Here is a 25,942-nt window from a genome sequence, read left to right on the forward strand (position 1 = left end):
AGTCCAACCCGTGACGGAAGGCACCACCTCCGCCGCTGCCGAGGGTGCAGACACCCTGACCCGCCTGGAGCAGGAGGGCGAGATCGCGGCGGACTACCTCGAGGGTCTGCTGGACATCGCCGACCTCGACGGCGACATCGACATGGACGTCGAGGCCGACCGCGCCGCTGTCTCGATCATCAGCGACGCGGGCAGCCGCGATCTGCAGAAGCTGGTCGGCCGTGAGGGCGAGGTGCTGGAGGCTCTTCAGGAACTCACGCGCCTGGCCGTGCACCGGGAGACCGGTGACCGCAGCCGTCTGATGCTGGACATCGCCGGGTACCGCGCCAAGAAGCGTGCCGAGCTCTCCGAGCTGGGCGCCAAGGCCGCCGCCGAGGTCAAGAGCAGCGGTGAGCCCATGAAGCTCAATCCGATGACGCCGTTCGAGCGCAAGGTCGTCCACGACGCCGTGAAGACCGCCGGCCTGCGCAGCGAGTCCGAGGGCGAGGAGCCGCAGCGCTTCGTCGTCGTGCTGCCCGCCTGATCGGTCCGTACGTTCCTCCGGCCCCGTCTGCCCGGCAGGCGGGGCCGAACTTTGTCAGCCTGTTAGTTCTGGTGGTTGTGGTGATCGGCGCCGCGTGCGCCCATCGCGGTACGGAAGGACGGTCCCCGTGACGGAGGCAGCGGAGCTCCCCCCTGCGCCCGAGCAGGCGCGCACGGTGTTTGGTGATCGCTACGCGGACGCGGTCCGGTACGCGGAGCTGCTCGCTGAGGCGGGCGTGCAGCGTGGCCTGATCGGCCCGCGTGAGGTGCCCCGGCTGTGGGAACGGCACCTGTTGAACTGTGCGGTGCTCTCGGAGGTCGTCCCCGAGGGCGTGACCGTGTGCGACGTGGGCTCGGGTGCTGGTCTGCCGGGCATTCCCCTGGCGCTGGTCCGGCCCGACCTGAAGATCACGCTCCTGGAGCCCCTGCTGCGGCGTACGACCTTCCTGACCGAGGTCGTGGAACTGCTCGGCCTGGACCATGTGACGGTCATGCGGGGCCGTGCCGAGGAGGTCATGGGCAAGCTGCCGCCGGTGCATGTGGTGACGGCACGGGCCGTGGCCCCGCTGGACCGCCTGGCCGCCTGGGGGATCCCGTTGCTCCGTCCGTACGGCGAGATGCTGGCCCTCAAGGGCGACACCGCCGAGGAGGAGCTCAAGGCGTCGTCCACGGCACTCAGCAAGCTCGGTGCGGTGGAGACGTCTGTCCTCCAGGTGGGTGAGGGAGTCGTGGATCCCCTGTCCACGGTCGTCCGGGTCGAGGTCGGGGAGAGCCCCGGCGGGGTGCGCTTCGCGGCCAAGCGGGCGAAGGCGGCCCGTACGGGGCGTGCGCGCCGTCGTCGCGGATAGGTGACGAACGTCTCGCCGCTGATCCGTCCTGACGACGAGACGTACTCCACACAAGCTGCCAAACCTACGCACGTCGGAGTGTCGCGCCATTTCGGCTCCGGCTGCTGTGCATCGTGTTTCACGTGAAACGTCGCTCACTGCTGCACGGCATCATCAGCCGTGGTCGCGCCGCGGCCGAACCTCGCGAACGCAAGCCTCTAGGTTCTCTTGGAGAAGGCCGCTCGGATGACCCTCCGTCCCCATCGAGGGGCACGGAGTTGTCCACAGAGGTGGATTTCTCCACAGAACACCAGGCCTCACTGGTTCACGACCCCGAAGACATGGGAGGCTCTGTTCATTGCGAGCCTGAAGTCGAGGAGAGTGAATCCTTGCGGTCCGACGCCAACATCGCGGGACCGATGACCGATCCGGTCCCCGGTCCCCGAACCGAGTCGATCGGGGACGATGTTTCACGTGAAACACCGCCCCCGATGGACGACACTCCCATCGGTCGTGCTGCCCAACAGGCGGTAGAGGCACTGGGGCGCGCCGGTGAGGGCCTGCCACGGCCTGAACAGACCCGCGTCATCGTCGTCGCCAACCAGAAGGGTGGCGTGGGCAAGACGACGACAACGGTCAACCTCGCTGCTTCGCTGGCTGTGCACGGAGGCCGGGTCCTGGTGATCGACCTCGACCCACAGGGCAACGCCTCCACTGCCCTGGGTATCGACCACCACGCCGAAGTGCCCTCCATCTATGACGTGTTGATCGACAGCAGGCCGCTGGCCGAAGTCGTCCAGCCGGTCCCGGATGTCGAGGGGCTCTTCTGCGCCCCCGCCACAATCGATCTCGCCGGTGCGGAGATCGAGCTGGTGTCCCTGGTGGCACGTGAGAGCCGGCTACAGCGGGCGATCGAGGCGTACGAGCACCCGCTGGACTACATCCTCATCGACTGCCCGCCCTCGCTCGGTCTGCTGACGGTCAATGCCCTGGTAGCCGGTGCCGAGGTCCTCATCCCGATCCAGTGCGAGTACTACGCGCTGGAGGGGCTGGGCCAGCTGCTCCGCAACGTCGACCTGGTACGGGGACACCTCAACCCCCACCTGCATGTCTCGACGATCCTGCTCACCATGTACGACGGCCGGACGCGGCTCGCGTCCCAGGTCGCGGACGAGGTGCGCACTCACTTCGGTGACGAGGTGCTGCGGACCAGCATTCCCCGCTCGGTCCGTATTTCCGAGGCGCCGAGTTATGGGCAGACGGTGCTGACCTACGATCCAGGATCGAGCGGTGCCCTCTCCTATCTTGAGGCGGCACGAGAAATCGCGCTGAAGGGCGTGGGCGTCGCCTACGACCCGACGCAGGTCCATATCGGCACTCAGAGCAACCCGAGCATGGTGGAGGGCATTCAGTGAGCGAGCGACGGAGGGGTTTGGGCCGTGGGCTCGGCGCACTGATCCCTGCTGCCCCGACGGAGAAGACGCCGACTCCGGCCGCGATGGGAGGCGCTGGTTCGGCGTCCCCGTCGGCCGTGCCGGTGCTGACGAGCGACCGTGGGGTGGCCGCGGCGAAGGTGGCCACACTGCCGCCTGTTTCACATGAAACGGAGGAGCCGTCGCTGAACGGTGCCATGGAGACGTTCCCGTCTCCGGTCGGTGCCCACTTCGCCGAGCTTCCCCTCGACTCCATCACGCCGAACCCGCGCCAGCCGCGTGAGGTCTTCGACGAGGACGCCCTGCAAGAACTGGTCACCTCCATCAAGGAGGTCGGCCTCCTCCAGCCGGTCGTCGTACGACAGGTGGGCCCCGCGCGCTACGAGCTCATCATGGGCGAGCGGCGCTGGCGGGCCAGCCGCGAGGCCGGCCTGGACGCGATCCCTGCGATCGTCCGGGCCACGGACGACGACAAGCTTCTGCTGGACGCCCTCCTGGAGAACCTGCACCGGGCACAGCTGAATCCGCTGGAAGAGGCCGCCGCCTACGACCAGTTGCTGAAGGACTTCAACTGCACCCACGACCAGCTGGCGGACCGCATCGGCCGGTCCCGCCCGCAGGTCTCCAACACCCTGCGTCTGCTGAAGCTCTCTCCGGCCGTTCAGCGCCGGGTGGCCGCCGGGGTCCTCTCCGCGGGGCACGCGCGGGCGCTGCTCTCGGTCGAGGACTCCGAGGAGCAGGACCGCCTCGCCCACCGGATCGTGGCCGAGGGACTCTCGGTGCGTGCCGTCGAGGAGATCGTGACCCTGATGGGCTCGCGTCCGCAGACGGCTCAGCGCGCCAAGGGCCCGCGAGCCGGCACTCGGGTCTCCCCGGCGCTGAGCGATCTGGCAGGGCGTCTCTCGGACCGCTTCGAGACGCGTGTGAAGGTCGACCTGGGCCAGAAGAAGGGCAAGATCACGGTCGAGTTCGCCTCGATGGAGGACCTTGAGCGGATCCTCGGCTCGCTCGCCCCGGGCGAGGGACCGGTCCTTCAGAAGAGCCTTCTGGACGGGGACTCCGAGGACACGGAGGACTGATCGTCCCGCTTGCACAGCGGGCTGTGTCCGGTCTCCTCCGGACACAGCCCGCTCTTTGCTTTCATGCGGTGTCGATGGCATCACATCGTGGATACGATGCGTTCGGTACGGCGCATCCACCCGGCAGCACCTCTCAGGGGAGGAAGGTGTCATGCGAACGGTGAGCCGCAGCGGACTGGTGAGCGCGGGTCTGGGACTGGGCGCGGTCGGCGGCTTCGTCGGCAGTCTGCTCCGCGAACGGAGCGCACTGACAGCCGCCCGCGATGCCGCGGGCGAGGGAAGCGAGGAACAGCCTTCATGGGGCGACGGCTCGTACCGCTCACGCTGGACAACCTTCAGGACATTCCCCAGCGCTGTCGCTCGTGTGTCTTCTGGGAGTTGGACCCCGTCAGCGGTGAGGCCGCGGTAAGAGCGGGCACGGCCGCCCTGGAGAAGGAGTCCTGGATCTCCGCGGTCCTGCTGGACTGGGGCTCGTGTGGCCGGGTCGTCTATGTCGACGAGGTACCGGTGGGCTATGTGCTCTACGCCCCTCCGGCTTACGTCCCCCGCTCGACGGCGTTTCCCACGAGCCCTGTCTCACCGGACGCGGTGCAGTTGATGACGGCGTTCATCATGCCCGGGTACCAGGGGCAGGGGCTGGGCCGGGTGATGGTGCAGACGGTGGCCAAGGATCTGCTGCGTCGGGGCTTCAAGGCCATCGAGGCCTTCGGGGACGCCCGTTGGAAGGAACCGGCCTGTGTGCTGCCCGCCGACCATCTCCTGGCGGTGGGTTTCAAGACGGTCCGTCCTCATCCCCTGCATCCGCGTCTGCGGCTGGAGTTGCGCACCACGCTCTCCTGGAAGGAAGACGTGGAGATGGCGTTGGACCGGCTTCTGGGCGCGGTACAGAAGGAACCTGCCCTGCGCCCCCTCTAACGACAATGGGCCAGCCCTTCCGGGCTGGCCCATTCGTGTTTCACGTGAAACATCACTCGGCGATGAAGTCCTCGAGGTCGCGCACGATCGCGGCCTTCGGCTTGGCGCCGACGATGGTCTTGGCGACCTCGCCACCGTGGTAGACGTTCAGGGTCGGGATGGACATGACGCCGTACTTGGCGGCGGTACCCGGGTTCTCGTCGATGTTGAGCTTCACGATCTCGATCTTGTCGCCGTACTCGGCGGCAATGGCTTCGAGGGACGGAGCGATCTGGCGGCACGGACCGCACCAGGCAGCCCAGAAGTCCACCAGGACGGGCTTGTCGCTCTTGAGGACGTCCTGCTCGAAGGAGTCGTCGGTCACGTTCTTCAGGGTGCCGGCCACGGCGGGCTCCTTAATTCTTGTGCGTGGGGTGGTGGGTGGGTGGAGAGGGGTCAGACAGAGGTCTTCTCGGGCTCGGCCTGCTCCTCGTCCGCGAGGGCGGCGAGGAAACGCTCGGCGTCGAGAGCGGAGGAACAGCCGGTGCCGGCCGCCGTGATCGCCTGGCGGTAGGTGTGGTCGACCACGTCACCCGCGGCGAAGACGCCGGTGATGTTCGTCCGCGTGGAGGGCGCGGCGACCTTCAGGTAGCCCTCCTCGTCGAGGTCGAGCTGGCCCTTGAAGAGCTCGGTGCGCGGGTCGTGGCCGATCGCGATGAACAGGCCGGTCACCGCCAGGTCGGAGAGCTCGCCGGTCTTGAGGTTGCGCAGCTTCAGCCCGGAGAGCTTCTGGTCACCCTGGACCTCGGCGACCTCGCTGTCCCACACGAACTTGATCTTCGGATCGGCGAAGGCGCGCTCCTGCATGGCCTTGGAGGCGCGCAGGGTGTCGCGACGGTGGACAATCGTTACGGACTTGGCGAAGCGCGAGAGGAAGGTGGCCTCCTCCATCGCGGTGTCACCGCCACCGATCACGGCGATGTCCTGGTCCTTGAAGAAGAAGCCATCACACGTGGCGCACCACGAGACACCGCGGCCGGAGAGAGCGTCCTCGTTCGGCAGGCCGAGCTTGCGGTGCTGCGAGCCGGTGGTGACGATGACGGCCTTCGCCTTGTGGACCGTGCCCGCCGTGTCCGTGACGGTCTTGATCTCACCCGTGAGGTCGACGCTGACGATGTCGTCCGGGATGAGCTCGGCGCCGAATCGCTCGGCCTGGCCGCGCATGTTGTCCATGAGCTCGGGGCCCATGATGCCGTCCTGGAAGCCCGGGAAGTTCTCCACCTCGGTGGTGTTCATCAGCGCACCACCCGCGGTGACGGCGCCCTCGAACACCAGCGGCTTCAGCGACGCGCGCGCGGTGTAGAGCGCTGCCGTGTAGCCGGCAGGCCCGGAGCCGATGATGATCACGTTTCGGACGTCGCTCACGGCTTGTTTCCTCGTCTCTGGACTGCGTCAGTACGACCGGTGGGAGCCCCTCTCAGAACTCTCACCCCACCCAACGGATCCTACGGGGCGCGCATTCCCGGTGTGTCCGGGCACACGGAGAGGCGGCACCGTACGGGATACCACGCAGGAGGGAGACGAAGCGTCAGTGCGCTGAACGCGCGTAGGAGTGCGTCATCAGAACCTTCGCGGAGGAGGACGGGTCCTTCTCGCAGCCGGCGTCGACCACGTAGGCGTCGACCCGGCTGCTGTCCTTCGCGTTGAGCATCAACACAAGGTAGGCCGCATCGCCGTCGTAGGTGCCCTTCTCCGCTGCCAGCGCTTCGTCGTCCCGACCGATGCCTTGCAGAACGCAGGAGGGGACCTGGGGCACGGGCTGGTTCTTGATGTGGTTCTCGGGGACGGTGTTCGCACCCAGGCTGCGCGGTGCACGGGATCCCTCGCCGGAACCCTGCGCCAGCAGTTCGGAGACCTGGGTCTCCACCTTCTTGCCGGAGAAGGCGTCGGCCTGTGTGGTCGGGTCGGAGGGCTTGCCGTCGTTGAAGGACGACAGCAGCACCGAGCCGAGCCCGAGGGCGGCGACGGTGAAGACGGTTCCCAGGACGGCGATCTTGCGACGCCCGCCACGGGAACGGCCCTTGCGACCCGGGCCGGTGGTAGCGGCTCGGGCGTGGCCGGTAGGACGGTCCGCCGACACCGATGTTTCACGTGAAACATGCGCATCGGCGAGTGCGGGGGCTTCGACGGACTCAGGCGCTGTCGCGTTGAGGAGAGCCTCCGCGGCGAGAGCGGCGTCGATTCGGCCCGCGATCTCGTCCGGCATGCGCGGCGGGCCCGGCAGCGAGCCGAGCAGCCCCCTGATCTCCTCCAGAGAGGCGTGGACGTCCGCGCAGAGCTCACACGCGTCCAGATGCCGTCGTACATCCGCGCTGCGGGTGGGTGTGAGCAGACCTTCGGTGAGGTCGGAGATCTCCGCGACGTCCGGGTGCCCGGTCGTGTCTGTCGTGGATGTCACGCTCGCCCACCTCCGCCCTTCACAGCAGCTGAATCGCCTGGACCTGTCTCACGGGGACCTGGGTCAGGGGATCCCGCTGCCGGTGGGACGGATGTCCCGTGCACCCGGTTCCGTCCTCCGCCCGATTCTCTGCGGTCACCGGTGTTTTCCGGCCGCAGATGGGTGAGGAGGGGAAGGAGTCTGGCCCGGCCGCGGGCGCAGCGGCTCTTCACCGTGCCGGTCGGCACGTCGAGCATGCGGGCGGCTTCGGCGACCGGATATCCCTGCATGTCCACCAGGACGAGAGCGGCCCGCTGATCGGGCGGCAGCGTACCGAGAGCCTCCAGGAGCTGGCGGTGCAGATCATTGCGCTCCGCCGGTGCCGAAGCCTCCTCGTGGGGCTCCAGGAGCTGCTCCAGGCGCTCGGTGTCGTCGACCGGGGAGGTCTTGCGGGAGGCCGCCTTGCGGGCCCGGTCGAGGCAGGCGTTCACCGTGATGCGGTGCAGCCAGGTCGTGACCGCCGACTGGCCGCGGAAGGTGTGGGCGGCGCGGTAGGCGGAGACCAGGGCGTCCTGGACGGCGTCAGCGGCCTCCTCGCGGTCCCCGAGGGTGCGCAGGGCCACGGCCCAGAGCCGGTCGCGATGACGCCGCACGAGCTCGCCGAACGCGTCGGGATCGCCGTCCACATGACGGGCGAGGAGGTCCTGATCGCTTGCGTCGCCGTATGCGGTGCCATCTGCCATCGGACCCCCTCCCCTGGGATGTGGTGCGCTCAGCCCTTGAACGTCACGTCGGTGATCGCCTGCTTGTAACCGGCGCCGCTGTATCCATCCGTCTGTGCGTACGGCACAGCCGTGATCCACAACAGCACGTACTGCGTCTTGGCCGACTTCGACGCCTTCAACGTAAGAGAGTTGCCGCTCGTGGTGGCGGTTCCGATCTCCGTCATTCCGTCGACGCCGGACGAGGGGGACAGCGAGTCGGTGGCGTAGAGCTTCACGGTCGTGTTGTTGCCGGCGTACCGGAGCCCTATCGAGGCGGCCGAGATCTTCTGAGGCGAGCCGAGGTCGTACACGATGCCCACACCCGGCTTGTACGGGGCGAGCGTCGGGCCGGCGTTGTAGCGCTTGGTCCGCCAGTAGGTGGAGCTGTCGCCGTCATACGTCAGCTTCACGTCCTCCGGAGCCTGTGCGTCGCCGCTGGCGACGTACTCCTGGGAGCCCGCGATGCTGAGCGTCTTGGCCGGCTTGGTCTTGTCGCCGCTCTTGTCGTTGTCGTCCGTCGTCTGTGTCTGGTTGGTGTCGTCGGACTTGTTGTGCTGCTCCATGAGGGCGTCCGCCAACTGCCAGCTGCCCAGGCCCAGAGCGGCGATGAGGAGCGCCGACACGGCCCACTTGAGGGCCTTGCCGGTGCGGCTCTGCAACGGAGGCGGAGGAGACGGCAGCGGTTGGGTGACGCCGGGATGCGGCGCCGGACGGCCGTACGTGCCCTGCTGGTACGTCGTGCGCTGGTACTCGGGCGGCGCGGTGAACGCCGGCTCCGGCGGGCGGATGCGGGGCATCTCGCCGATCGCCTTCACCAACTCCTCCGGCGTGGTGCACGGCGACTCGTGGCGGGAAGCGGTCGCGCCGTCGTTGACGAGCGCGCGCATCGACAGCTCGGACAGCCCGCGGTGAACGCCGGCCCGCACCTGGTCGGGCGGGATCAGCCCGATGTCCTTGGGCAGCCCGGACAGGCCGTAAGCGTCGTTCTCGTACGGCCAACGCTGGGTCAGGCCCGCGTACAGCAGCGCGCCGATCGCCTCGGTGTCCGTGCGCTGCGGGGTCTCGGACGTGATGCCACGCAGCGCGGCATTCACGGCGAGGCCGCGGATGCGCCACTGTCCGCTGGAGGTCCGCAGGACCGCGTTCGGGTTCAGGCGCAGATGCGCGAGGCCCTCGCGGTGGGCGGCGGCCATGGCGGAGGCGACCTGACTGACCATCTGGTACGCGTCGTGCGGCTCCAGCGGCCCGGGGGCCAGGAGCGCGGTCAACTCGGTGGCGTCGGGCAGCCATTCGTGGACGACGTAGACGAGGTCGTTCTCCTCGACGGCGTCCAGGACCTGGACGAAGCGCGGGTCACCGAGCAGCGCGGAGGAACGGGCCGCTGCCAGGACGGAGCGGGCCCGTGAGTGGTCCGCCGGCAGGATGTGGACACCTACGGCGCGACGGAGCTTCTCGTCGACCGCTCGCCAACTGCTGAAGCCGTCCAGCCGGGTGACACATTCCTCGAGCCGGTAGCGTCTGGCGAGCTTGTGGCCGCTGTGCAGCTCGGGCGGTGAGGCCTTCCCGGGACCCTCGGTCCCGCCACTCCCCTGTGCCTCTTCGTTGTCCGTGTCCCGCTCCCGGTTTGTGGCCACCCCGTCGGCCGTGGACTGGTCCGCCTGTGCGGTCAGCGGCTCGTCGCCGCTGTTGTCTGCCACGTCGACGGCAGCCGTACTCCGTTCCGCCACCGTCGTTCCTGCCTCCCCATTCCTTGCGCGCCGACCGACATCCGTGCGCGCCGTCCGACGCCGAAACCAATTGTGCCCACAGTCCGCCGCTATGCACGACACACAGTGGCGGACGATGGTTGTGCGCGTACCCCCTTATCAGCGCCCCAGCCGTCCGCGCACCATGCCGACCAGGGAGTTCAGCTCCTCGATACGCATCTTGCGGGCGGCCAGGAAGAAGATCCCGAGCAGGACCGCGCCGCCGACGATCAGGGCGGCGAAGGAGCCGATGACGCCCTGGCCCAGAGCATGCGCGATGCCGTAGCAGGCCGCGCCGCTGAGGATCGCGGCCGGTACCGAGGCGATGCAGAGCCTGGCGTAGGTCCGCATGACGCGGGCGCCGTCCAGGTCGCCGCCCAGGCGCTTGCGCAGGCGGCTCCAGGCGACGCCTACGCCGACGGCGTAGGCGAGGCCGTACGAGGCGGCCATGCCGACCACGGCCCAGCGGGCCGGGATCAGGAAGTAGCAGACGGCGGAGGCGGCGGCGTTGACGGCCGCCACGATGACCGTGTTGTAGAAGGGGGTCCGAGTGTCCTCGTAGGCGTAGAACGCGCGCAGAACGACGTACTGCACGGAGAACGGGATCAGGCCGAGACCGAAGGCCATCAGCATGAAGCCCATGTTCGTGGCCTGGTCGGCGCCAGAAGAGCCGAAGATCAGGGTGCACATCGGGATGCCGAGGGCGACGAACCCGAAGGCGATGGGCACGATCGCGACGGCCGTGGTGCGCAGGCCCTGGGAGATGTCGTCGCGAACGGCACCGCTGTCGTCCTCTGCGGCCGAGCGGGAGATGCGGGGCAGCAGGGCGGCCATCAGGGAGACCGTGATGATGGCCTGCGGCAGGCCCCAGATCAGCTGGGCGTTGGCGTAAGCGGCGAAACCGGTGCCCTTGACGCCGGAGTCGAAGCCGGCGGCGGTGGACAGCTGGGTGACCACGAGTGCGCCCGCCTGGTTGGCGAGGACGAAAAGGATCGTCCACTTGGCGAGCATCGCGGCCTTGCCGAGACCGTGGCCCTTCCAGTCGAAACGGAGCCGCAGGCGGAATCCGGTCTCGCGCAGGTAAGGGATCATCGCCAGGGACTGGACGATCAGGCCGAGCAGAACACCGACGCCGAGGAGCCGCTGGCCCTCCGGCGGGATGTTCGTGACCTCCATCCCGGAGCGCTCCGAGGTGCCGTAGACCCACAGGAACGTGCCGAGCGTCACGATGATGACGATGTTGTTCAGGACCGGGGTCCACATCATCGCGCCGAAGCGGCCGCGGGCGTTGAGGATCTGGCCCATCACCACGTGGACGCCCATGAAGAAGATCGAGGGCAGGAAGTAACGGGTGAAGGTGACGGCGACCTCGTTGGCGGCCGGGTCGTTGGCGACCTTCGCGGACAGCGCGCGGACCAGGAGTGGGGCCGCGAACATCGCGAGGGCGGTGAGTGCGGCGAGCGCGACCATCACCACGGTCAACAGACGGTTCGCGTACGCCTCGCCGCCGTCCTCGTCGTCCTTCATCGCTCGCACCAGCTGCGGCACGAAGACGGAGTTGAGGCCGCCGCCGACGGTCAGGATGTAGATCATCGTCGGCAGCTGGTAGGCGACCTGGAAGGAGTCGCCGAGAAGGCCGAGGCCCAGCGCGGAGACGATCATCGCGGAGCGCACGAACCCGGTGAGCCGCGACACCATCGTGCCCGCCGCCATCACCGCACTGGACTTCAGCAGCCCCCCGGCCTTTCCGCCCTTCTTGGCGGCAGCCGCAGCTGCCGGAGTCGGCGAGGCCGGAGGGGGCACGGGTGCGGTGCCCAGGTTCATGGTGCGGTCCGCGGACGGCGGCATGGGGGGCTCGGCACCCGGTACCGGCGCCGGGGACGGAGCCGGAACCGACGGGGGCTGGTACGGCTGCTGGCCGCCGCCCTGCTGCTGGTCGCGGAAGAGATGCGCGAAGGCGTCCGGCTCGTGGCGCTCCTCGGCGGAGTGCGTGACGAGGTCGTCCACACCCACGTACTGCGTGCTGCGCGGGTCGTCGCCGTACGGCAGGTACTGGGTCGCCCCGTCCGGCTCGGGCGCCGGAGTCTGCGCCCACACATGCGGGTCGGGGGCGTACGGAGACTGCTGGGGCTGGGCGTACAGCGGCTGCTGCGGCTGGTACGTGCCCGGGGGCGGCGGGGGGTGCGCGGCGCGGTCGTAGAGCGCCTCGGCGACCGGGTCCTGGGCGGAGAGGTCCTGCGCCCGGTAGGGGTCCTGGTCGTAGGCGTCCTGGAGGTACATGTCCGCGGGGGGCTGCGGCGGTACCTGGCCGTGCTCGGGCGGCGGGCCCTCGGGGTGGCCCGAGCCGCCCGCGGCCTGGCCGCGGTCACCGTCGTACGGCGCGTTCATGGTTACCCCACCTCATCGTCCCGGGCCCACCGGCCACGACATCCTCAACGGTCCACTCTCTCACCCGTGCCGGACGGGTCGGTGCTTTCCGCTGCGGTGTCCGGTGTCAGGTCACTCGGCTGCTGCGGCTCGTCTGCCCCGGGCCGCGGGCCGGACTCCTCAGGGAGACGGTCTTCGGGGCCTTCGGGGTTCTCCGGGCCGTCCGTCGGCTCGTCGGCCGCGTCGGGATCCTCGGATCCGCCGTCGTCGGCCTCCCGCTCGGCGGCCCGCTTGCGCTGCTTGTACATCCGGAAGCCGGCCAGGACGAGGAGGAGGAAGCCGCCGCCGATGACCAGCATCACGGTGGCCGTGAACTCGGTGACCCTCACCTTGAACCGGACCGGGTCGCCGTACGCCTGGCCGTCCTCGGTGAACAGCTGGGCGACGACCTCCGCCTGGCCGTTGGCCTGGGCCGAGGTGGTGAACTTCACCGTCTGGCTGTGCCCGCCGTTGACGGTGACCTGCTGTTCCTCGTAGTCGCCGTCGCCGATCTTCAGGCGGGTCGGGCTCGTGGAGGTGAGCCGCAGGACGAGGTGGTCGACGCCCTGCACCAGGTTGTTCTGCACGGTCACGGGGATCGTGGCGCTGCGCCCGGAGAGCTTGACCTCGGACTTGTCGATCAGCTTGACCTGGTTGGTCAGGTTGTCGAGGTAGTTCCGCACACCGTCGCGGTAGCTCTGCGCCTCGGCGGCCCGGCCGCGCCACGACGTCGACATCTCACGGTTCATGGCCCGCCCGAAGGGGGTCACCACGCGGGACTGGTCGGTGAGGATCACCTTGAACCGGTCGAGCTTGTCCTGTACGGCCGCGATCTGCTCGAAGGCGGGCTTGGACAGCTCCTGCTTGCGCAGCTTGGCGGGGTAGGCGGAGGTCGACGGGACCTTGGTGGTCGCGCTCGCGTCCGGCTTCGAGGCGGCCGCCGACGTCAGGTCCTGGGCCTGCGTCCAGTTGCCGCCCTGGAGGGCGGCCACCGCCGCGGCCATCGCCTGCGCCTGGCTCGTCGTCGGCGTGCGCTGCGGGGCGACGACGATGCTGCGCTGCTTGTCCACCTGCTGGTTCAGCGCCAGGCTCGAGGCGAGGAACTTCTGCACGGCGAGGGTGGAGGCGGAGGCCGAGGTGAGGTCTCCCTGGAACGCCGTGGACAGCCGCGCGTCGGCGACCACCGCGGTCGTGCCGCCACCGATGGGGCGGGCCGCGGAGGGCGTGTACGGCAGGCCGGCGGTCTCCTCCAGGCTGTCGCTGCGCGCGATCACCTTGTCGGCGCCCGCGGAGGTGGCGACCTTGACGATGGAGGGGTCGACTGCGCCGTTCACGGGCCAGGCGAAGTCGGTCTCCGGCGTCACATGGAGCACTGTCTGCACAGTGGTGGCCGCGACGTCGGTGGCTTCCTTGAGGTGGCTCAGGGAGCCGGTGACGCCCGTGCCGTTGTGGGCGAGGGAGGCGAGGTCGGGGTCGGCGAAGGGAAGCGCGACGACCTCCTTGTCCGCCACCGCGTCCTGAAGCTCGGCCAGCCACTGCTTGGCGACCGCCTGGTGCGTGCCCGCCACGGTGGTGTTGCCCGACTCGACGCGATAGGTGCCGGTCATGGCGTCGACGGAGGCCAGCAGGTCCGGGTCGATCACCCAGGTGACGTCCAGGGACTTGCCCAGCGAGAGCATCTGCTCCAGCCGGCCGCCCGCCGAGATCTCCTTGGCCAGGTCGTCGTTGAGGAAGACCGGCGTCTGCTCTTCGTTCGACCCGGTCTCCGCCGTCATGTGGGCGGTGGAGATCAGCGGCCACAGGACCGCCGTCTTCGTCCGGGTGTCGGCGTCCTCGGGCTGCCAGGGCAGATACGTCCGCTGGATGCCGAGGACCTGCTGCCACTGCTGTGCGGAGGTCTCACCGGTCAGGGAGACGCCGAACTGGTAGACGCCGTCCGAGCCGAGGTCCAGTTCGTCGACCGGGACGGAGATGCTGAAGGTCTGGGCGACGCCGGGTGCCAGCTTGGAGAACTTCTCGACGTACTTGCCGCCGACGACGGTGCCGTCGAGGCCAGGCTGGAAGTCGGTGCGCTGGGCGACGCCGTCGACGTCCGAGCGGGTGCTGAGCTCGGGGCCGACTCGCAGGTCCACCTGGGCGTCCGTGACCGTCTGCTTGCTGTCGTTGGTCACGGTGCCGGACACGGTCACCGTGTCCCCGTCCGTGGGGACGCCGGGCGTGAGCGTGTTGATGTCCACGGACACGGTGCCGGAGCCCGACGCGGCGTTCGCGGGCCCGGCGGCGGGCAGCTGGAGCAGTCCGGCCAGCAGAGGCGCTCCGGCGAGCAGTGCTCCCGTGCGCCGCAGCCACCGGCGGGCAGGTGAGGGACTCATCCCCTGGAAGTCTGCCGCCTCGGCCACGCGCTCGCCCGTCCCTCGTCGTCAGTGGTCGTCAGTGGTCGTCGCAATGTGCGTCCACGCATGGTAACGATGCGCGCTGAGGGGAAGTGCCGCGGACTGCTCCACAAGATCGGCGGACAGGGCCGGACCGTCCTGTATGTGTACGTATAAAGGGGAGCGAATCCGCATGGCTGACGGGCGGCCCTTGCCCGCAGTCCTGCGTACGGGTCTGTGCAGATTTAATGGAGGCGCTCTCGGTCGCCGGGGCCACGTACCCTTTTCTGTTGTGCCGAACGCCAACGAAGACAAGCCCAGCGCCCTGAGCCAGGTGCAGCACCGCGCGGTCAGTGAACTGCTGCGGGTCGCCCCTGTCGCCGACGACCTTGCCCGCCGTTTCCAGGAGGCCGGGTTCTGCCTCGCCCTGGTCGGCGGCTCGGTCCGGGACGCGCTGCTGGGCCGGCTCGGCAACGACCTGGACTTCACGACCGATGCCCGCCCTCAGGACGTACTGAAGATCGTGCGCCCGTGGGCGGACTCGGTGTGGGAGGTCGGGATCGCCTTCGGCACGGTGGGCGCGCAGAAGGACGGCTACCAGATCGAGGTGACGACCTACCGGTCGGAGGCGTACGACCGGACCTCGCGCAAGCCTGAGGTGTCGTACGGCGACTCCATCGAGGAGGACCTCGTCCGGCGGGACTTCACCGTGAACGCGATGGCCGTCGCGCTGCCGGAGAAGGAGTTCATCGACCCGCACGGCGGCCGCGACGATCTCGCGAAGCGAGTGCTGCGTACTCCTGGCACGCCCGAGGAGTCCTTCTCCGATGATCCGCTGCGGATGATGCGGGCGGCGCGGTTCGCGGCGCAGCTCGACTTCGAGGTGGCGCCGGAGGTCGTCACCGCGATGAAGGACATGTCCGGGCGGATCGAGATCGTCTCGGCCGAGCGGGTCCGGGACGAGCTGAACAAGCTGATCCTGTCCGCGAACCCGCGCAAGGGGCTGACCCTGCTGGTCGACACGGGCCTCGCGGACCACGTCCTGCCCGAGCTGCCGGCCCTGCGCCTGGAGAGCGACGAGCACCACCGCCACAAGGACGTGTACGACCACACACTGATCGTCCTGGAGCAGGCGATGGCCCTGGAGGAGTCCGGCCCTGACCTGGTCCTCCGTCTCTCCGCCCTCCTGCACGACATCGGAAAGCCCCGCACGCGTCGCTTCGAGAAGGACGGCCGGGTCTCGTTCCACCACCACGAGGTGGTCGGCGCGAAGATGACCAAGAAGCGCATGACGGCCTTGAAGTACTCCAACGACCTGGTGAAGGACGTCTCGCGACTGGTCGAACTCCACCTGCGTTTCCACGGATACGGCACGGGCGAGTGGACGGACTCCGCGGTCCGCCGTTACGTCCGCGACGCAGGCCCGCTCCTCGACCGCCTCCACAAGCTGACCCGCTCTGACTGCACGACCCGTAACAAGCGCAAGGCGACGGCGCTTTCGCGTGCGTACGACGGTCTGGAGGGGCGCATCGCTCAACTCCAGGAACAGGAGGAGCTGGACGCCATCCGCCCGGACCTGGACGGCAATCAGATCATGGCGATCCTCGGCATCACCCCCGGCCCGGCCATCGGCCGCGCATACAAGCACCTGCTGGAACTGCGCCTGGAGAACGGCCCGATGGGCGAGGAGGCTGCGGCCGAGGCGCTCAAGGAGTGGTGGGCGGAGCAGGGCTGAGCTGTGAAGCGGGGTCATGTTTCACGTGAAACATGACCCCTGGAAAGCATCGAGGGGCGACGTTTCACGTGAAACGTCGCCCCTCGTGGTGTCTGCGGTGCCGCAGGAGCTACTACTTGTCCTTCAGGCAGAGCAGGAAGTCGGTGCCGTCACCGGACTCGGTGTAGGTGTACTGGAAGTCCTTGGCCTCAGCCGCGCACTTGGTCTCGCCAAGAGTGCCGCTGAACGTGCCCTCGATCTTGGCCAGCACCTCGTACTGGGCCTTCGAGGAGCCGCAGTCGACGACCTCGAGGTCCGGGTCGTTGTCGTTGGTGCTGCCTCGGTGCATGCAGTCGCCGACCGCCGCGGTGTTGGCGTCGTCACGGCTGGAGATGTAGCCGCCGATGGCGATACCGGCGACGGCCACGACGATGACTATGTTCTTGATCGTCTTGAAGCTGAGCTTTCGCTTGGGCTGCTCCGGCGGGACCGGCGCGTAGGGGACGCCGCCCTGCTGGGGGAAGCCCGGCTGCTGGCCCTGGGCGTAGGGGTTGCCGTCCTGGGGCGGGTACGGGGCCTGGGCCTGGGGCTGGCCGTAGGGCTGCTGGCCCTGGGCGAACGGGTTCTGGCCCTGGGGCGGCGGAGTTGACACTTGGGGGTCCCCCTAGAACATGGGTGAGTGACGCGCAATGCGGCGCGAGTAAGACGCACGTAAGTTACCGGCACCCACTGACAGCCTTGTACCCGAGGGGGACTCTGTGGCATTGATGTGACACTTACTGACGCTCAAAGCGGGCCATAGTCACCGCAACTGCCCCGTAGATAACGGCCACTGTTATCACCAACACCACAGAGCGTCCGTCCGGCGGCAGCATCAGGGCGGCGACGGCGGCAGCTCCCACGAAAGCGATGTTGAACAGCACGTCGTAGACGGAGAAGATCCGGCCCCGGAAGCCGTCGTCGACCGAGGACTGCACGAGCGTGTCCGTCGCGATCTTCGCGCCCTGCGTGGTCAGGCCCAGCACGAAGGACGCCACGAGCATCGGCGCGACGGCGAAAGGGAGGCCCAGGGCGGGCTCCAGGACCGCTGCGGCCGCCGCGCACACGACGATCCAGCGGCCGGGTCCAAGACGTCCCGCCGCCCACGGTGTCGCCACGGCCGCGACGAAGAAGCCCGCGCCCGAGATGCCCAACGCCAGCCCCAGCAGGGCGAGTCCGTCGTCGGTCGTCGAGGAGAACTCGTACCGGCACAGCATCAGCAGCATGACCAGCAGGGCGCCGTAGCAGAAGCGCATCAGCGTCATCGCGGCGAGCGCCCAGGCGGCCTCCCGGCGCGGCGTTCCGGTGAGATGGCGGACGCCCGCCGCGAGGTCACGGGCGGTGCCGGAGAGGGCCGCCGTGAGACCGGGGTGCGCCATCGCGCGGTCGGGGCCCAGCAGTTCCTTGGGGATACGCAGTGACGCCAGCGCGGCGCACAGGTACAGGAGCGCGCCCAGGAGGACCACGGCCGCGTCGGAGTCCGCCACCAACAGCCGTACGACGAAGGCGAGACCGCCGCCCGCGGTCGCCGCGAGCGTGCCGGCGGTCGGGGAGAGGGAGTTGGCCACGACCAGTCGTTCGTCGTCGACCACGCGGGGCAGCGCGGCGGAAAGTCCGGACAGGACGAAGCGGTTGACGGCGGTGACGCACAGGGCGGAGGCGTAGAAGAGCCAGTCCGGGGCCTGGCTGACCATGAGGACGGCGGTCGCCGAGGCCATCGCCGCGCGCACGAGGTTGCCGTAGAGGAAGACCTGGCGGCGGCGCCAGCGGTCCAGCAGGACGCCGGCGAAGGGGCCCACGAGGGAGTAAGGGAGCAGGAGTACGGCCATCGCGGAGGCGATGGCGGCGGCCGAGGTCTGTTTCTCCGGGGAGAAGACGACGTACGCGGCGAGCGCGACCTGGAAGACGCCGTCGGCGCCCTGGGAGAGCAGGCGTACGGAGAGCAGACGTCTGAAGCCCTGGAAGCGCAGCAGGACGCGCAGGTCACGGACGACGGCCATGGGGCACAGCCTCACATACGGGAAGGGTCCCCGGGCGGTACAACCCGGGGACCCTCGACACAGCCCTGGCAGGAGCGTTTTGACTGAGCCTCGGCGCGCGAGCGCCGGATCGAGCTAGCGCTCGACTTCACCCTTGATGAACTTCTCGACGTTGGCGAAGGCCTCGTCGTCGAAGTACTGGACCGGCGGGGACTTCATGAAGTACGACGACGCCGACAGGATCGGGCCGCCGATGCCGCGGTCCTTGGCGATCTTCGCGGCGCGCAGGGCGTCGATGATGACACCCGCGGAGTTCGGGGAGTCCCAGACCTCGAGCTTGTACTCCAGGTTCAGCGGGACGTCACCGAAGGCACGGCCCTCGAGGCGGACGTAGGCCCACTTGCGGTCGTCGAGCCAGGCCACGTAATCCGAGGGACCGATGTGGACGTTCTTCTCGCCCAGGTCGCGGTCGGGGATCTGCGAGGTGACGGCCTGCGTCTTCGAGATCTTCTTGGACTCGAGGCGGTCGCGCTCCAGCATGTTCTTGAAGTCCATGTTGCCGCCGACGTTGAGCTGCATGGTGCGCTCAAGACGGACACCGCGGTCCTCGAACAGCTTCGCCATCACACGGTGCGTGATGGTGGCGCCGACCTGCGACTTGATGTCGTCGCCGACGATCGGGACGCCCGCCTCGGTGAACTTGTCCGCCCACTCCTTGGTGCCGGCGATGAAGACCGGGAGGGCGTTGACGAAGGCGACCTTGGCGTCGATGGCGCACTGGGCGTAGAACTTCGCCGCGTCCTCGGAGCCGACGGGCAGGTAGCAGACGAGAACGTCGACCTGCTTGTCCTTGAGGATCTGGACGACGTCGACCGGGGCCTCGGCGGACTCCTCGATGGTCTCGCGGTAGTACTTGCCGAGACCGTCGTGGGTGTGGCCGCGCTGGACCGTGACGCCCTTGTTCGGGACGTCGCAGATCTTGATGGTGTTGTTCTCGCTGGCACCGATGGCGTCCGAGAGGTCGAGGCCGACCTTCTTCGCGTCGACGTCGAAGGCGGCGACGAACTCGACGTCACCGACGTGGTAGTCGCCGAACTGGACGTGCATGAGGCCGGGGACCTTGGTCGCCGGGTCGGCGTCCTTGTAGTACTCGACTCCCTGGACCAGCGACGCGGCGCAGTTGCCCACGCCAACGATGGCTACGCGGACCGAACCCATTCCGGTTGCTCCCTGTGTGTATGAGTGAGGCCCTGACTGGGCGCTCACGTGGCGGTGTCGTCGGGCAGATCGGTCCGGGGGGTGTCCCCGGGCCGTGGCAGGTTGCCCGTCGCTCCAGTGGTGTTGTTCTGCTGAGAGGACTGAGCGGGCCCCCCGGTGGAACCACGTAGGTCCCGTCCGGCCCGCTCGCTCTCGATGAGCTCGTTCAGCCAGCGCACTTCGCGCTCCACGGACTCCATTCCGTGGCGCTGGAGCTCAAGCGTGTAGTCGTCGAGGCGCTCCCGGGTGCGCGCGAACGACACGCGCATCTTGTCCAGGCGCTCCTCCAGCCGGCTGCGGCGGCCCTCCAGCACCCGCACGCGCACATCGCGCGACGTCTGTCCGAAGAAGGCGAAACGCGCGGCGAAGTGCTCGTCCTCGTACGCGTCGGGGCCGGTCTGGGAGAGCAGTTCCTCGAAGTGCTCCTTACCTTCCGCCGTCAACCGATAGACGATCTTGGCGCGACGCCCTGCGAGTGGTGCGGCGAGGGCGTCCTCAGGAGCGTTCCCCGGCTCCTCGATCAACCAGCCGTTGGCGACCAGCGTCTTGAGGCAGGGGTAGAGCGTGCCGTAGCTGAACGCACGGAACACACCCAGTGACGTATTGAGTCGTTTGCGCAGCTCGTAGCCGTGCATCGGGGACTCGCGGAGCAGACCGAGTACGGCGAACTCGAGGATCCCGGCACGCCGGCTCATGGTCGCCTCCTCTCGGTCTTCGGCTCGCTTATGTCGCTCTGATGTATCGACTCGATACATCACGACGATAGAACGGCCTTCCGCATGCGACAAGTGCGGAGACGGTGAACGGGATCACATCACCGATTCGTTGCAGGCAAGTTGCCTGATTTGGGGTGAACTTCGGGGCTAGGCGGGTTTTGACGGTGCGTAGTCTGTGCGGCATGCACACCACCGGGAACCGAGTGACGCCTGGGGGCGTCGTCGTCCTCGGTGCAGTACGGGTGAATGCGAAAGCGACCACATCCGTACTTCGGGGGGACCGGAAACCAGCAGCCGCCGTTTCCAGGCGCGCAAAGGTGCGCCTGCCCGAGGAGTAGTCGTTCGATGAGCGAGCACCGTCGCAAACCGCCGCAGCCGCAGGGAGGCGGACGTGCCGCGGCCCGACGCGGCCAGTCCGGCTCGTCCTCCGGCCGCCGTGCGGCACCGCGTGGCGCCACCGGATCTCCTTCCGACGCGTACGGGTCGGGTTCACACGAGTCGGGAGCAGAGGAGCGGCCGTACGGCGGCCGCGCCGACGCCCGCCGCGCGGCACAGAGAAACGGGGGCAGCCGGCGCAGAGCGCCCGAACCCACGGGCCGCGGCGCACGCCGCGGCTCCACCGGCCCTGGACGCGGCCGAGCCACCGCCTCCACCAAGAACCGGTTCATCGACTACCCGCGCGCCGGCAAGTACGGCTGGCAGCGCTGGGTGCCCTCCTGGAGACTCGTCTCCGGGCTCAGCCTCGCCTTCTTCGGCAGCCTGGTCGCCATCGCGGGCATCGGCTACGCCATGGTCGGCATCCCCGACGAGAACGCCGCGGCCAAGTCCGAGAACAACGTCTACTACTGGGCCGACGGCAGCCAGATGGTCGCCACCGGCAGCGGCGCGAACCGGCAGAACGTCGACATCGCGAAGATCCCCAAGGCCATGCAGTGGGCCGTGATCTCCGCGGAGAACAAGAGCTTCTACAGCGACTCCGGCGTCGACCCCATGGGCATCGCCCGGGCGCTCGCCAACATGGCGCGCGGCGGTGACACCCAGGGTGGTTCGACCATCACCCAGCAGTATGTGAAGAACACCTACCTGAGCCAGGAACAGACCGTCTCCCGCAAGTTCAAGGAGATGTTCATCTCCATAAAGGTGGGGACGAAGCTCACGAAGGACGACATCCTTCAGGGCTACCTGAACACCTCGTACTACGGTCGCGGTGCCTACGGCATCCAGGCCGCCGCGCAGACCTACTACGGCGAGGACGCCGAGGACCTCTCGGTGTCCCAGTGCGCCTTCCTGGCCGCGCTGCTCAAAGGCCCGACGTACTACGACCCGATCGACAACACGAGCATCGACCCGTCGGCCACCAAGGAGAAGAACCTCAAGCGTTCACAGGAACGCTGGAGCTGGATCCTTGAGCAGATGCACGACGACAAGCGCATCACGGACACCGAGTACGCGACGGCCGTGAAGAAGTACCCCATGCCCCAGGGCCTCAAGGCGACCAAGGGCATGACCGGCCAGATCAGCTACCTCGTCGACACGGCCAAGAAATACGTGCTGTCCCACTCGAAGATCTCGCGGGCCGACTTCGACAAGGGTGGGTACCAGATCTACACGACGTTCGAGAAGAGCAAGGTCAACGCGCTCTCGACGGCCGTCAAGAAGATCGAGAAGGAGAACATCGACCCGGACAAGCGCGAGAAGGACAAGCACGTCCAGTTCGGTGCGGCGTCGGTGCGGCCCAACGACGGTGCGATCGTCGCGATCTACGGTGGCGCGGGCTACGAGAACGACCACTTCAACAACAACGCGGACACCTCGGGTGTGCCCGTCGGTTCGACGTGGAAGCCGTTCGTCCTCGCGGCGGCCATGGAGTACGGGACGTACAAGGACCCGGATGTCGGTGTCTCGCCGCTGAGCAAGTACAACGGCAACGACCATCTGAAGGTCCGGAAGCCGGACGGCTCCTACTACCTGCGCAAGGACAACTCGACCTTCTATCAGGAGAACGAGAGCGACTATCCCTGGGGCTACATCAGTCTGCGCAAGGCGATGGAGCAGTCCATCAACACGCCGTTCGTGCAGCTCGGTGTGGATGTGGGGCTGGACAACGTCGCGAGTGTGGCGGAGAAGTCCGGCATTCTGAAGAGCACGTTCGCCGACATCAACCCGTCCTTCGCCCTCGGTACGTCCACCCCCAGCGCCATCCGCATGGCTGACGCCTACGCCACCTTCGCCGCGTCCGGCAAGCACGCGGACCCGTACTCGGTGACCGAGGTCAAGCACAACGGACAGCCGGAGCAGGGCTTCGACAAGCCGAAGGTCACCCTGGCGATGCCCGAGAACGTGGCGAACAACGTCACGGACACCCTCGAGAACGTGATCAAGAACGGTACGGGTAAGAACGCGCTGGCCCTGGGCCGTACGGCGGCCGGCAAGACCGGTACCACCGACAGCAACAAGTCGGCCTGGTTCGTCGGTTACACCCAGCAGCTCTCCACGTCGGTCGCGATGTTCCGAGAGGACCCGAAGAAGGGCAAGCTGCTGTCCATGAACGGCACGGCGGGTGTGGAGTCCATCCACGGTGGTGACATCCCGACGTCGATCTGGACCGAGTACATGAAGGCCGCTCTCAAGAACGACAGCGACACCGGCTTCCCGGACGCCGAGAAGATCGGTGAGATCCAGGACGAGGTGGGCGCACCGTCTCCGACGCCGTCCGTGACCGCGACGCCGAGCGAGACGGCCAGCCCGACGCCGAGCCCCACGCCCACGCCGACCCTGACCTCCCCCTCGCCCTCGCCGAGCGAGTCCTGCAAGTTCAGCTGGCAGTGCTCGGAGACGGGCGGTACGGACACCGGCGGCACGGACGGAGGCGTGACCTCCACACCGACAGCCACGGAGACAGACACCACCAGAGGCAACGGCAATGGAGGCATCTTCGGAGGATCGTCCGGTTAGCCTCCCTATCGCCCGCCGAGGGTGTTTCACGTGAAACATGGGCCGTCGCACCCACCAGGTGCGGCGGCCCTCGGCGTATTCCTAGGCAGGTACGGCAGGATGTGCCCCATGCCCAGTGCAGAATCCACGCAAGCGAGCGTGCACGAGCAGGACCCGGTGCAGCCGACCAGGGACGACGAGATCGCCGCGAGCGGCAGTGAGCTGATCGGTGGTCCCATCGGGCGGCGCGCCCTGCTCGGGACGTCCTGGTGGACTCCCGTGCGGGTCATCGCGCTTGTGGCGATCGGCATGTTCGCCCTCGGTCTGATCCAGAAGGCACCCTGCTACAACGGCGGCTGGTTCTTCGGCGCCAGCTCGCAGTACACGCACGCCTGCTACTCGGACATCCCGCACCTCTACGCGGGGCGCGGCTTCTCCGACGGGCTGGTGCCGTACTTCGACAAGCTCAACGGCGACATGGAGTACCTCGAATACCCGGTGCTGACCGGTGTGTTCATGGAAGTGGCAGCTTGGCTCACACCGGGCAGCGGCAGCATCCAGGACCAGGAACAGTGGTACTGGATGGTCAACGCCGGGATGCTGATGGCCTGCGCCGCCATCATCGCCGTCTGCGTGACCCGTACACACGCCCGGCGCCCCTGGGACGGTCTGCTGGTCGCCCTGGCCCCCGCCTTCGCGCTGACCGCCACCATCAACTGGGACCTCCTGGCGGTCTCCCTGACGGCCGCCGCGATGCTGATGTGGTCCCGGGGCCGTGCGCTCGCGTTCGGCGTCCTGCTGGGCCTCGCCACGGCCGCCAAGCTCTATCCCGTCTTCCTGCTCGGCCCGCTGTTCGTGCTGTGCTGGCGCGCCGGCAAGTGGCGGGACTTCGGGAAGGCGTTGGGCGGCGCCGCGGTCTCCTGGCTCGTCGTGAACCTTCCGGTGATGCTGCTCGCCTGGGACGGCTGGGCGAAGTTCTACGAGTTCAGCCAGGAGCGAGGCGTCGACTTCGGTTCCTTCTGGCTGATCCTGGCGCAGAACTCGTCCGACCCGCTGAGCACCGACACGGTCAACACCCTCGCCACGCTGCTGGTCCTGCTGTGCTGCGTCGGCATCGCCGCGCTCACGCTGACCGCCCCGCGTCGGCCGCGCTTCGCCCAGCTGGCCTTCCTGATCGTCGCGGCGTTCATCCTCACCAACAAGGTCTACTCGCCGCAGTACGTCCTGTGGCTGGTGCCGCTGGCCGTGCTGGCCCGGCCCAAGTGGCGGGACTTCCTCATCTGGCAGGCGTGCGAGGTGGCGTACTTCCTGGGCATCTGGATGTATCTCGCGTACACGACCAGCGCGGACGCCCACAAGGGTCTGCCCCAGGAGGGCTACCACTGGGCCATCGGCCTGCATCTGCTCGGGACGCTGTACCTGTGTGCCGTGGTCGTCCGTGACATCTGGATGCCGGAGCGGGACGTGGTGCGTAGGGCCGGTGACGACGATCCCTCGGGAGGCGTGCTCGACGGTGCGGAGGACGTGTTCGTCCTGGGCCCCGCGGCTCATCCCCCGCGGCACGCCGCCCACTTCGGCGGGCCGCAGGTGGAGTGGGGCGACTCGGCGGCTCCCGCGGACCGTTGGGGCGATCAGGCCGCCCCCTCGGACCGTTCGCTCTGAGCGAACAAGGCGTAGGCAGCCACACGAAAGGCCGTACACGGGAGGCCCGTGTACGGCCTTTCGGCTGTCTGCGTACGGCTCTTCAGCCGGTCCGTACGACGCTCAGCGGTCGACGATCCGGTCGAACTGCGTGGTGGTGTGCCGGAGATGGGCCACCAGCTCCTCGCCGACCTTCGGCTCGGGGGCGTCGGAGGGCACGAACAGGATCGACACCTGCATGTGCGGCGGCTCCGCGAACCAGCGCTGCTTGCCGCCCCAGACGAACGGAGAAAGGTTCCGGTTCACCGTGGCGAGGCCCGCGCGGGCGACGCCCTTGGCGCGCGGCATGACGCCGTGCAGCGCCTTGGGGGCCTCCAGGCCCACCCCGTGCGACGTACCGCCCGCCACGACGACCAGGAAGCCGTCCGAGGCCGCCTTCTGCTGCCGGTAGCCGAAGCGGTCGCCCTTGGCCACGCGCGTGACGTCCAGGACGGCCCCGCGGTACTCGGTGGCCTCATGGTCCCCCAGCCACAGCCGCGTGCCGATCCGCGCGCGGAAGCGGGTCTGCGGGAACTGCTGCTGGAGCCGGGCGAGGTCCTCGGCCTTGAGGTGGCTGACGAACATCGTGTGCAGCGGCAGGCGCGCCGCGCGCAGCCGGTCCATCCAGCCGATGACCTCCTCGACGGCGTCCGAGCCGTCGGTGCGGTCCAGCGGCAGATGGATGGCGAAGCCCTCCAGGCGGACGTTCTCTATGGCGGAGTGCAGTTGCGGCAGATCCTGCTCGCTGATGCCGTGCCGCTTCATCGAGGACATCACCTCGATGACCACCCGGGCGCCCACGAGGCCGTAGACCCCGTCGATCGACGACACCGAGCGGATGACGCGGTCGGGCAGGGGCACGGGCTCCTCACCGCGCCGGTACGGCGTCAGCACCAGCAGGTCACCGCCGAACCAGTCCTTGATGCGCGCGGCCTCGTACGTCGTGCCGACGGCGAGGACGTCCGAGCCGAGCCGGGTCGCCTCCTCGGCCAGGCGCTCGTGTCCGAAGCCGTAGCCGTTGCCCTTGCAGACCGGGACGAGCCCTGGGAACTGGTCCTGCACGTGCTTGTGGTGCGCACGCCAGCGCGCGGTGTCGACGTAGAGCGTGAGCGCCATGGCCGGACCTGGAACCTTTCTCGTGGCT

20 protein-coding genes are annotated in these 25,942 nt (G+C 68.4%); 8 read left to right on the plus strand and 12 right to left on the minus strand.

The genetic code is table 11. The features are described 5' to 3' along the window. The first annotated feature begins 10 nt into the window (after positions 1-10). The 5 genes from OG866_RS21955 to OG866_RS21975 all read left to right on the plus strand — a co-directional run bounded on the left by OG866_RS21955 (position 11) and on the right by OG866_RS21975 (position 4,776). A complete protein-coding gene (locus OG866_RS21955; protein ID WP_329337092.1) occupies positions 11-523 on the plus strand; it encodes a Jag family protein in 513 nt (170 codons plus the stop codon). A gap of 127 nt (positions 524-650) precedes the next feature. Continuing rightward, positions 651-1,370, plus strand: coding sequence for a 16S rRNA (guanine(527)-N(7))-methyltransferase RsmG (gene rsmG, locus OG866_RS21960; RefSeq protein WP_329337094.1), 720 nt, complete (start codon positions 651-653; stop codon positions 1,368-1,370). Between the two features lie 320 nt (positions 1,371-1,690). After that, positions 1,691-2,764 (plus strand): AAA family ATPase, encoded by a 1,074-nt coding sequence (locus OG866_RS21965; RefSeq protein ID WP_329344235.1) that lies wholly within the window; start codon positions 1,691-1,693, stop codon positions 2,762-2,764. Beyond that, positions 2,761-3,861, plus strand: coding sequence for a ParB/RepB/Spo0J family partition protein (locus OG866_RS21970; RefSeq protein WP_329337095.1), 1,101 nt, complete (start codon positions 2,761-2,763; stop codon positions 3,859-3,861). Before OG866_RS21965 ends, OG866_RS21970 begins: the two co-directional genes overlap by 4 nt. 297 nt (positions 3,862-4,158) lie before the next feature. After that, a complete protein-coding gene (locus tag OG866_RS21975) occupies positions 4,159-4,776 on the plus strand; it encodes a GNAT family N-acetyltransferase (RefSeq protein ID WP_329337097.1) in 618 nt (205 codons plus the stop codon). Between the two features lie 52 nt (positions 4,777-4,828). Here the strand turns inward: OG866_RS21975 and trxA are convergent, their stop codons facing one another. From trxA to OG866_RS22010, 7 genes are all read right to left on the minus strand, one after another. Beyond that, the gene (trxA, locus tag OG866_RS21980; RefSeq protein ID WP_329337099.1) at positions 4,829-5,161 is read right to left on the minus strand and encodes a thioredoxin; all 333 of its coding nucleotides are present in this window, start codon (positions 5,159-5,161) and stop codon (positions 4,829-4,831) included. 50 nt (positions 5,162-5,211) lie between these two features. Then, positions 5,212-6,180: a thioredoxin-disulfide reductase gene (trxB, locus tag OG866_RS21985; protein ID WP_329337101.1), complete on the minus strand. Its 969-nt coding sequence runs from the start codon at positions 6,178-6,180 to the stop codon at positions 5,212-5,214. A 163-nt stretch (positions 6,181-6,343) separates the two neighbouring features. Continuing rightward, positions 6,344-7,213: an anti-sigma factor family protein gene (locus OG866_RS21990; protein ID WP_329337103.1), complete on the minus strand. Its 870-nt coding sequence runs from the start codon at positions 7,211-7,213 to the stop codon at positions 6,344-6,346. Next, entirely contained in the window at positions 7,210-7,935 is a 726-nt protein-coding gene (sigM, locus tag OG866_RS21995) for an RNA polymerase sigma factor SigM (RefSeq protein ID WP_329337105.1), read from the minus strand. The genes OG866_RS21990 and sigM overlap by 4 nt, the downstream gene beginning before the upstream one ends. 29 nt (positions 7,936-7,964) lie before the next feature. Next, positions 7,965-9,683, minus strand: a complete 1,719-nt coding sequence (locus OG866_RS22000; RefSeq protein WP_329337107.1) for a protein kinase family protein — start codon at positions 9,681-9,683, stop codon at positions 7,965-7,967. Positions 9,684-9,821: 138 nt separating this feature from the next. Beyond that, on the minus strand, positions 9,822-12,089 hold the full coding sequence (gene murJ / locus OG866_RS22005; protein WP_329337109.1) for a murein biosynthesis integral membrane protein MurJ: 2,268 nt from the start codon (positions 12,087-12,089) through the stop codon (positions 9,822-9,824). Positions 12,090-12,133: 44 nt separating this feature from the next. Next, positions 12,134-14,506 carry a DUF6049 family protein gene (locus OG866_RS22010; protein WP_329337111.1) on the minus strand — a complete coding sequence of 791 codons (2,373 nt, stop codon included), beginning with the start codon at positions 14,504-14,506 and terminating at the stop codon, positions 12,134-12,136. A gap of 265 nt (positions 14,507-14,771) precedes the next feature. Here OG866_RS22010 and OG866_RS22015 point away from each other — a divergent pair, with 265 nt between their 5' ends. Next, positions 14,772-16,214 (plus strand): CCA tRNA nucleotidyltransferase, encoded by a 1,443-nt coding sequence (locus OG866_RS22015; protein ID WP_329337113.1) that lies wholly within the window; start codon positions 14,772-14,774, stop codon positions 16,212-16,214. 112 nt (positions 16,215-16,326) lie between these two features. Here OG866_RS22015 and OG866_RS22020 read toward each other — a convergent pair whose 3' ends face one another. From OG866_RS22020 to OG866_RS22035, 4 genes are all read right to left on the minus strand, one after another. Beyond that, on the minus strand, positions 16,327-16,845 hold the full coding sequence (locus OG866_RS22020) for an LppU/SCO3897 family protein (protein ID WP_329337115.1): 519 nt from the start codon (positions 16,843-16,845) through the stop codon (positions 16,327-16,329). A 124-nt stretch (positions 16,846-16,969) separates the two neighbouring features. Further along, positions 16,970-18,232: an MFS transporter gene (locus tag OG866_RS22025; RefSeq protein ID WP_329337117.1), complete on the minus strand. Its 1,263-nt coding sequence runs from the start codon at positions 18,230-18,232 to the stop codon at positions 16,970-16,972. Positions 18,233-18,346: 114 nt separating this feature from the next. Next, positions 18,347-19,429, minus strand: a complete 1,083-nt coding sequence (locus OG866_RS22030) for an inositol-3-phosphate synthase (RefSeq protein ID WP_329337119.1) — start codon at positions 19,427-19,429, stop codon at positions 18,347-18,349. 44 nt (positions 19,430-19,473) lie between these two features. Further along, entirely contained in the window at positions 19,474-20,163 is a 690-nt protein-coding gene (locus OG866_RS22035; RefSeq protein WP_329337121.1) for a PadR family transcriptional regulator, read from the minus strand. A gap of 366 nt (positions 20,164-20,529) precedes the next feature. Between OG866_RS22035 and OG866_RS22040 the strand changes: the two genes are divergently transcribed. Further along, positions 20,530-23,139, plus strand: a complete 2,610-nt coding sequence (locus OG866_RS22040; RefSeq protein WP_329337123.1) for a transglycosylase domain-containing protein — start codon at positions 20,530-20,532, stop codon at positions 23,137-23,139. A 108-nt stretch (positions 23,140-23,247) separates the two neighbouring features. Continuing rightward, positions 23,248-24,780, plus strand: coding sequence for a glycosyltransferase family 87 protein (locus OG866_RS22045; protein ID WP_329337125.1), 1,533 nt, complete (start codon positions 23,248-23,250; stop codon positions 24,778-24,780). A gap of 102 nt (positions 24,781-24,882) precedes the next feature. Here OG866_RS22045 and OG866_RS22050 read toward each other — a convergent pair whose 3' ends face one another. After that, a complete protein-coding gene (locus OG866_RS22050) occupies positions 24,883-25,914 on the minus strand; it encodes an alanine racemase (protein WP_329337127.1) in 1,032 nt (343 codons plus the stop codon). Between the last annotated feature and the right edge of the window lie 28 nt (positions 25,915-25,942).

This window comes from Streptomyces sp. NBC_00663, assembly GCF_036226885.1.
Classification (GTDB): domain Bacteria; phylum Actinomycetota; class Actinomycetes; order Streptomycetales; family Streptomycetaceae; genus Streptomyces.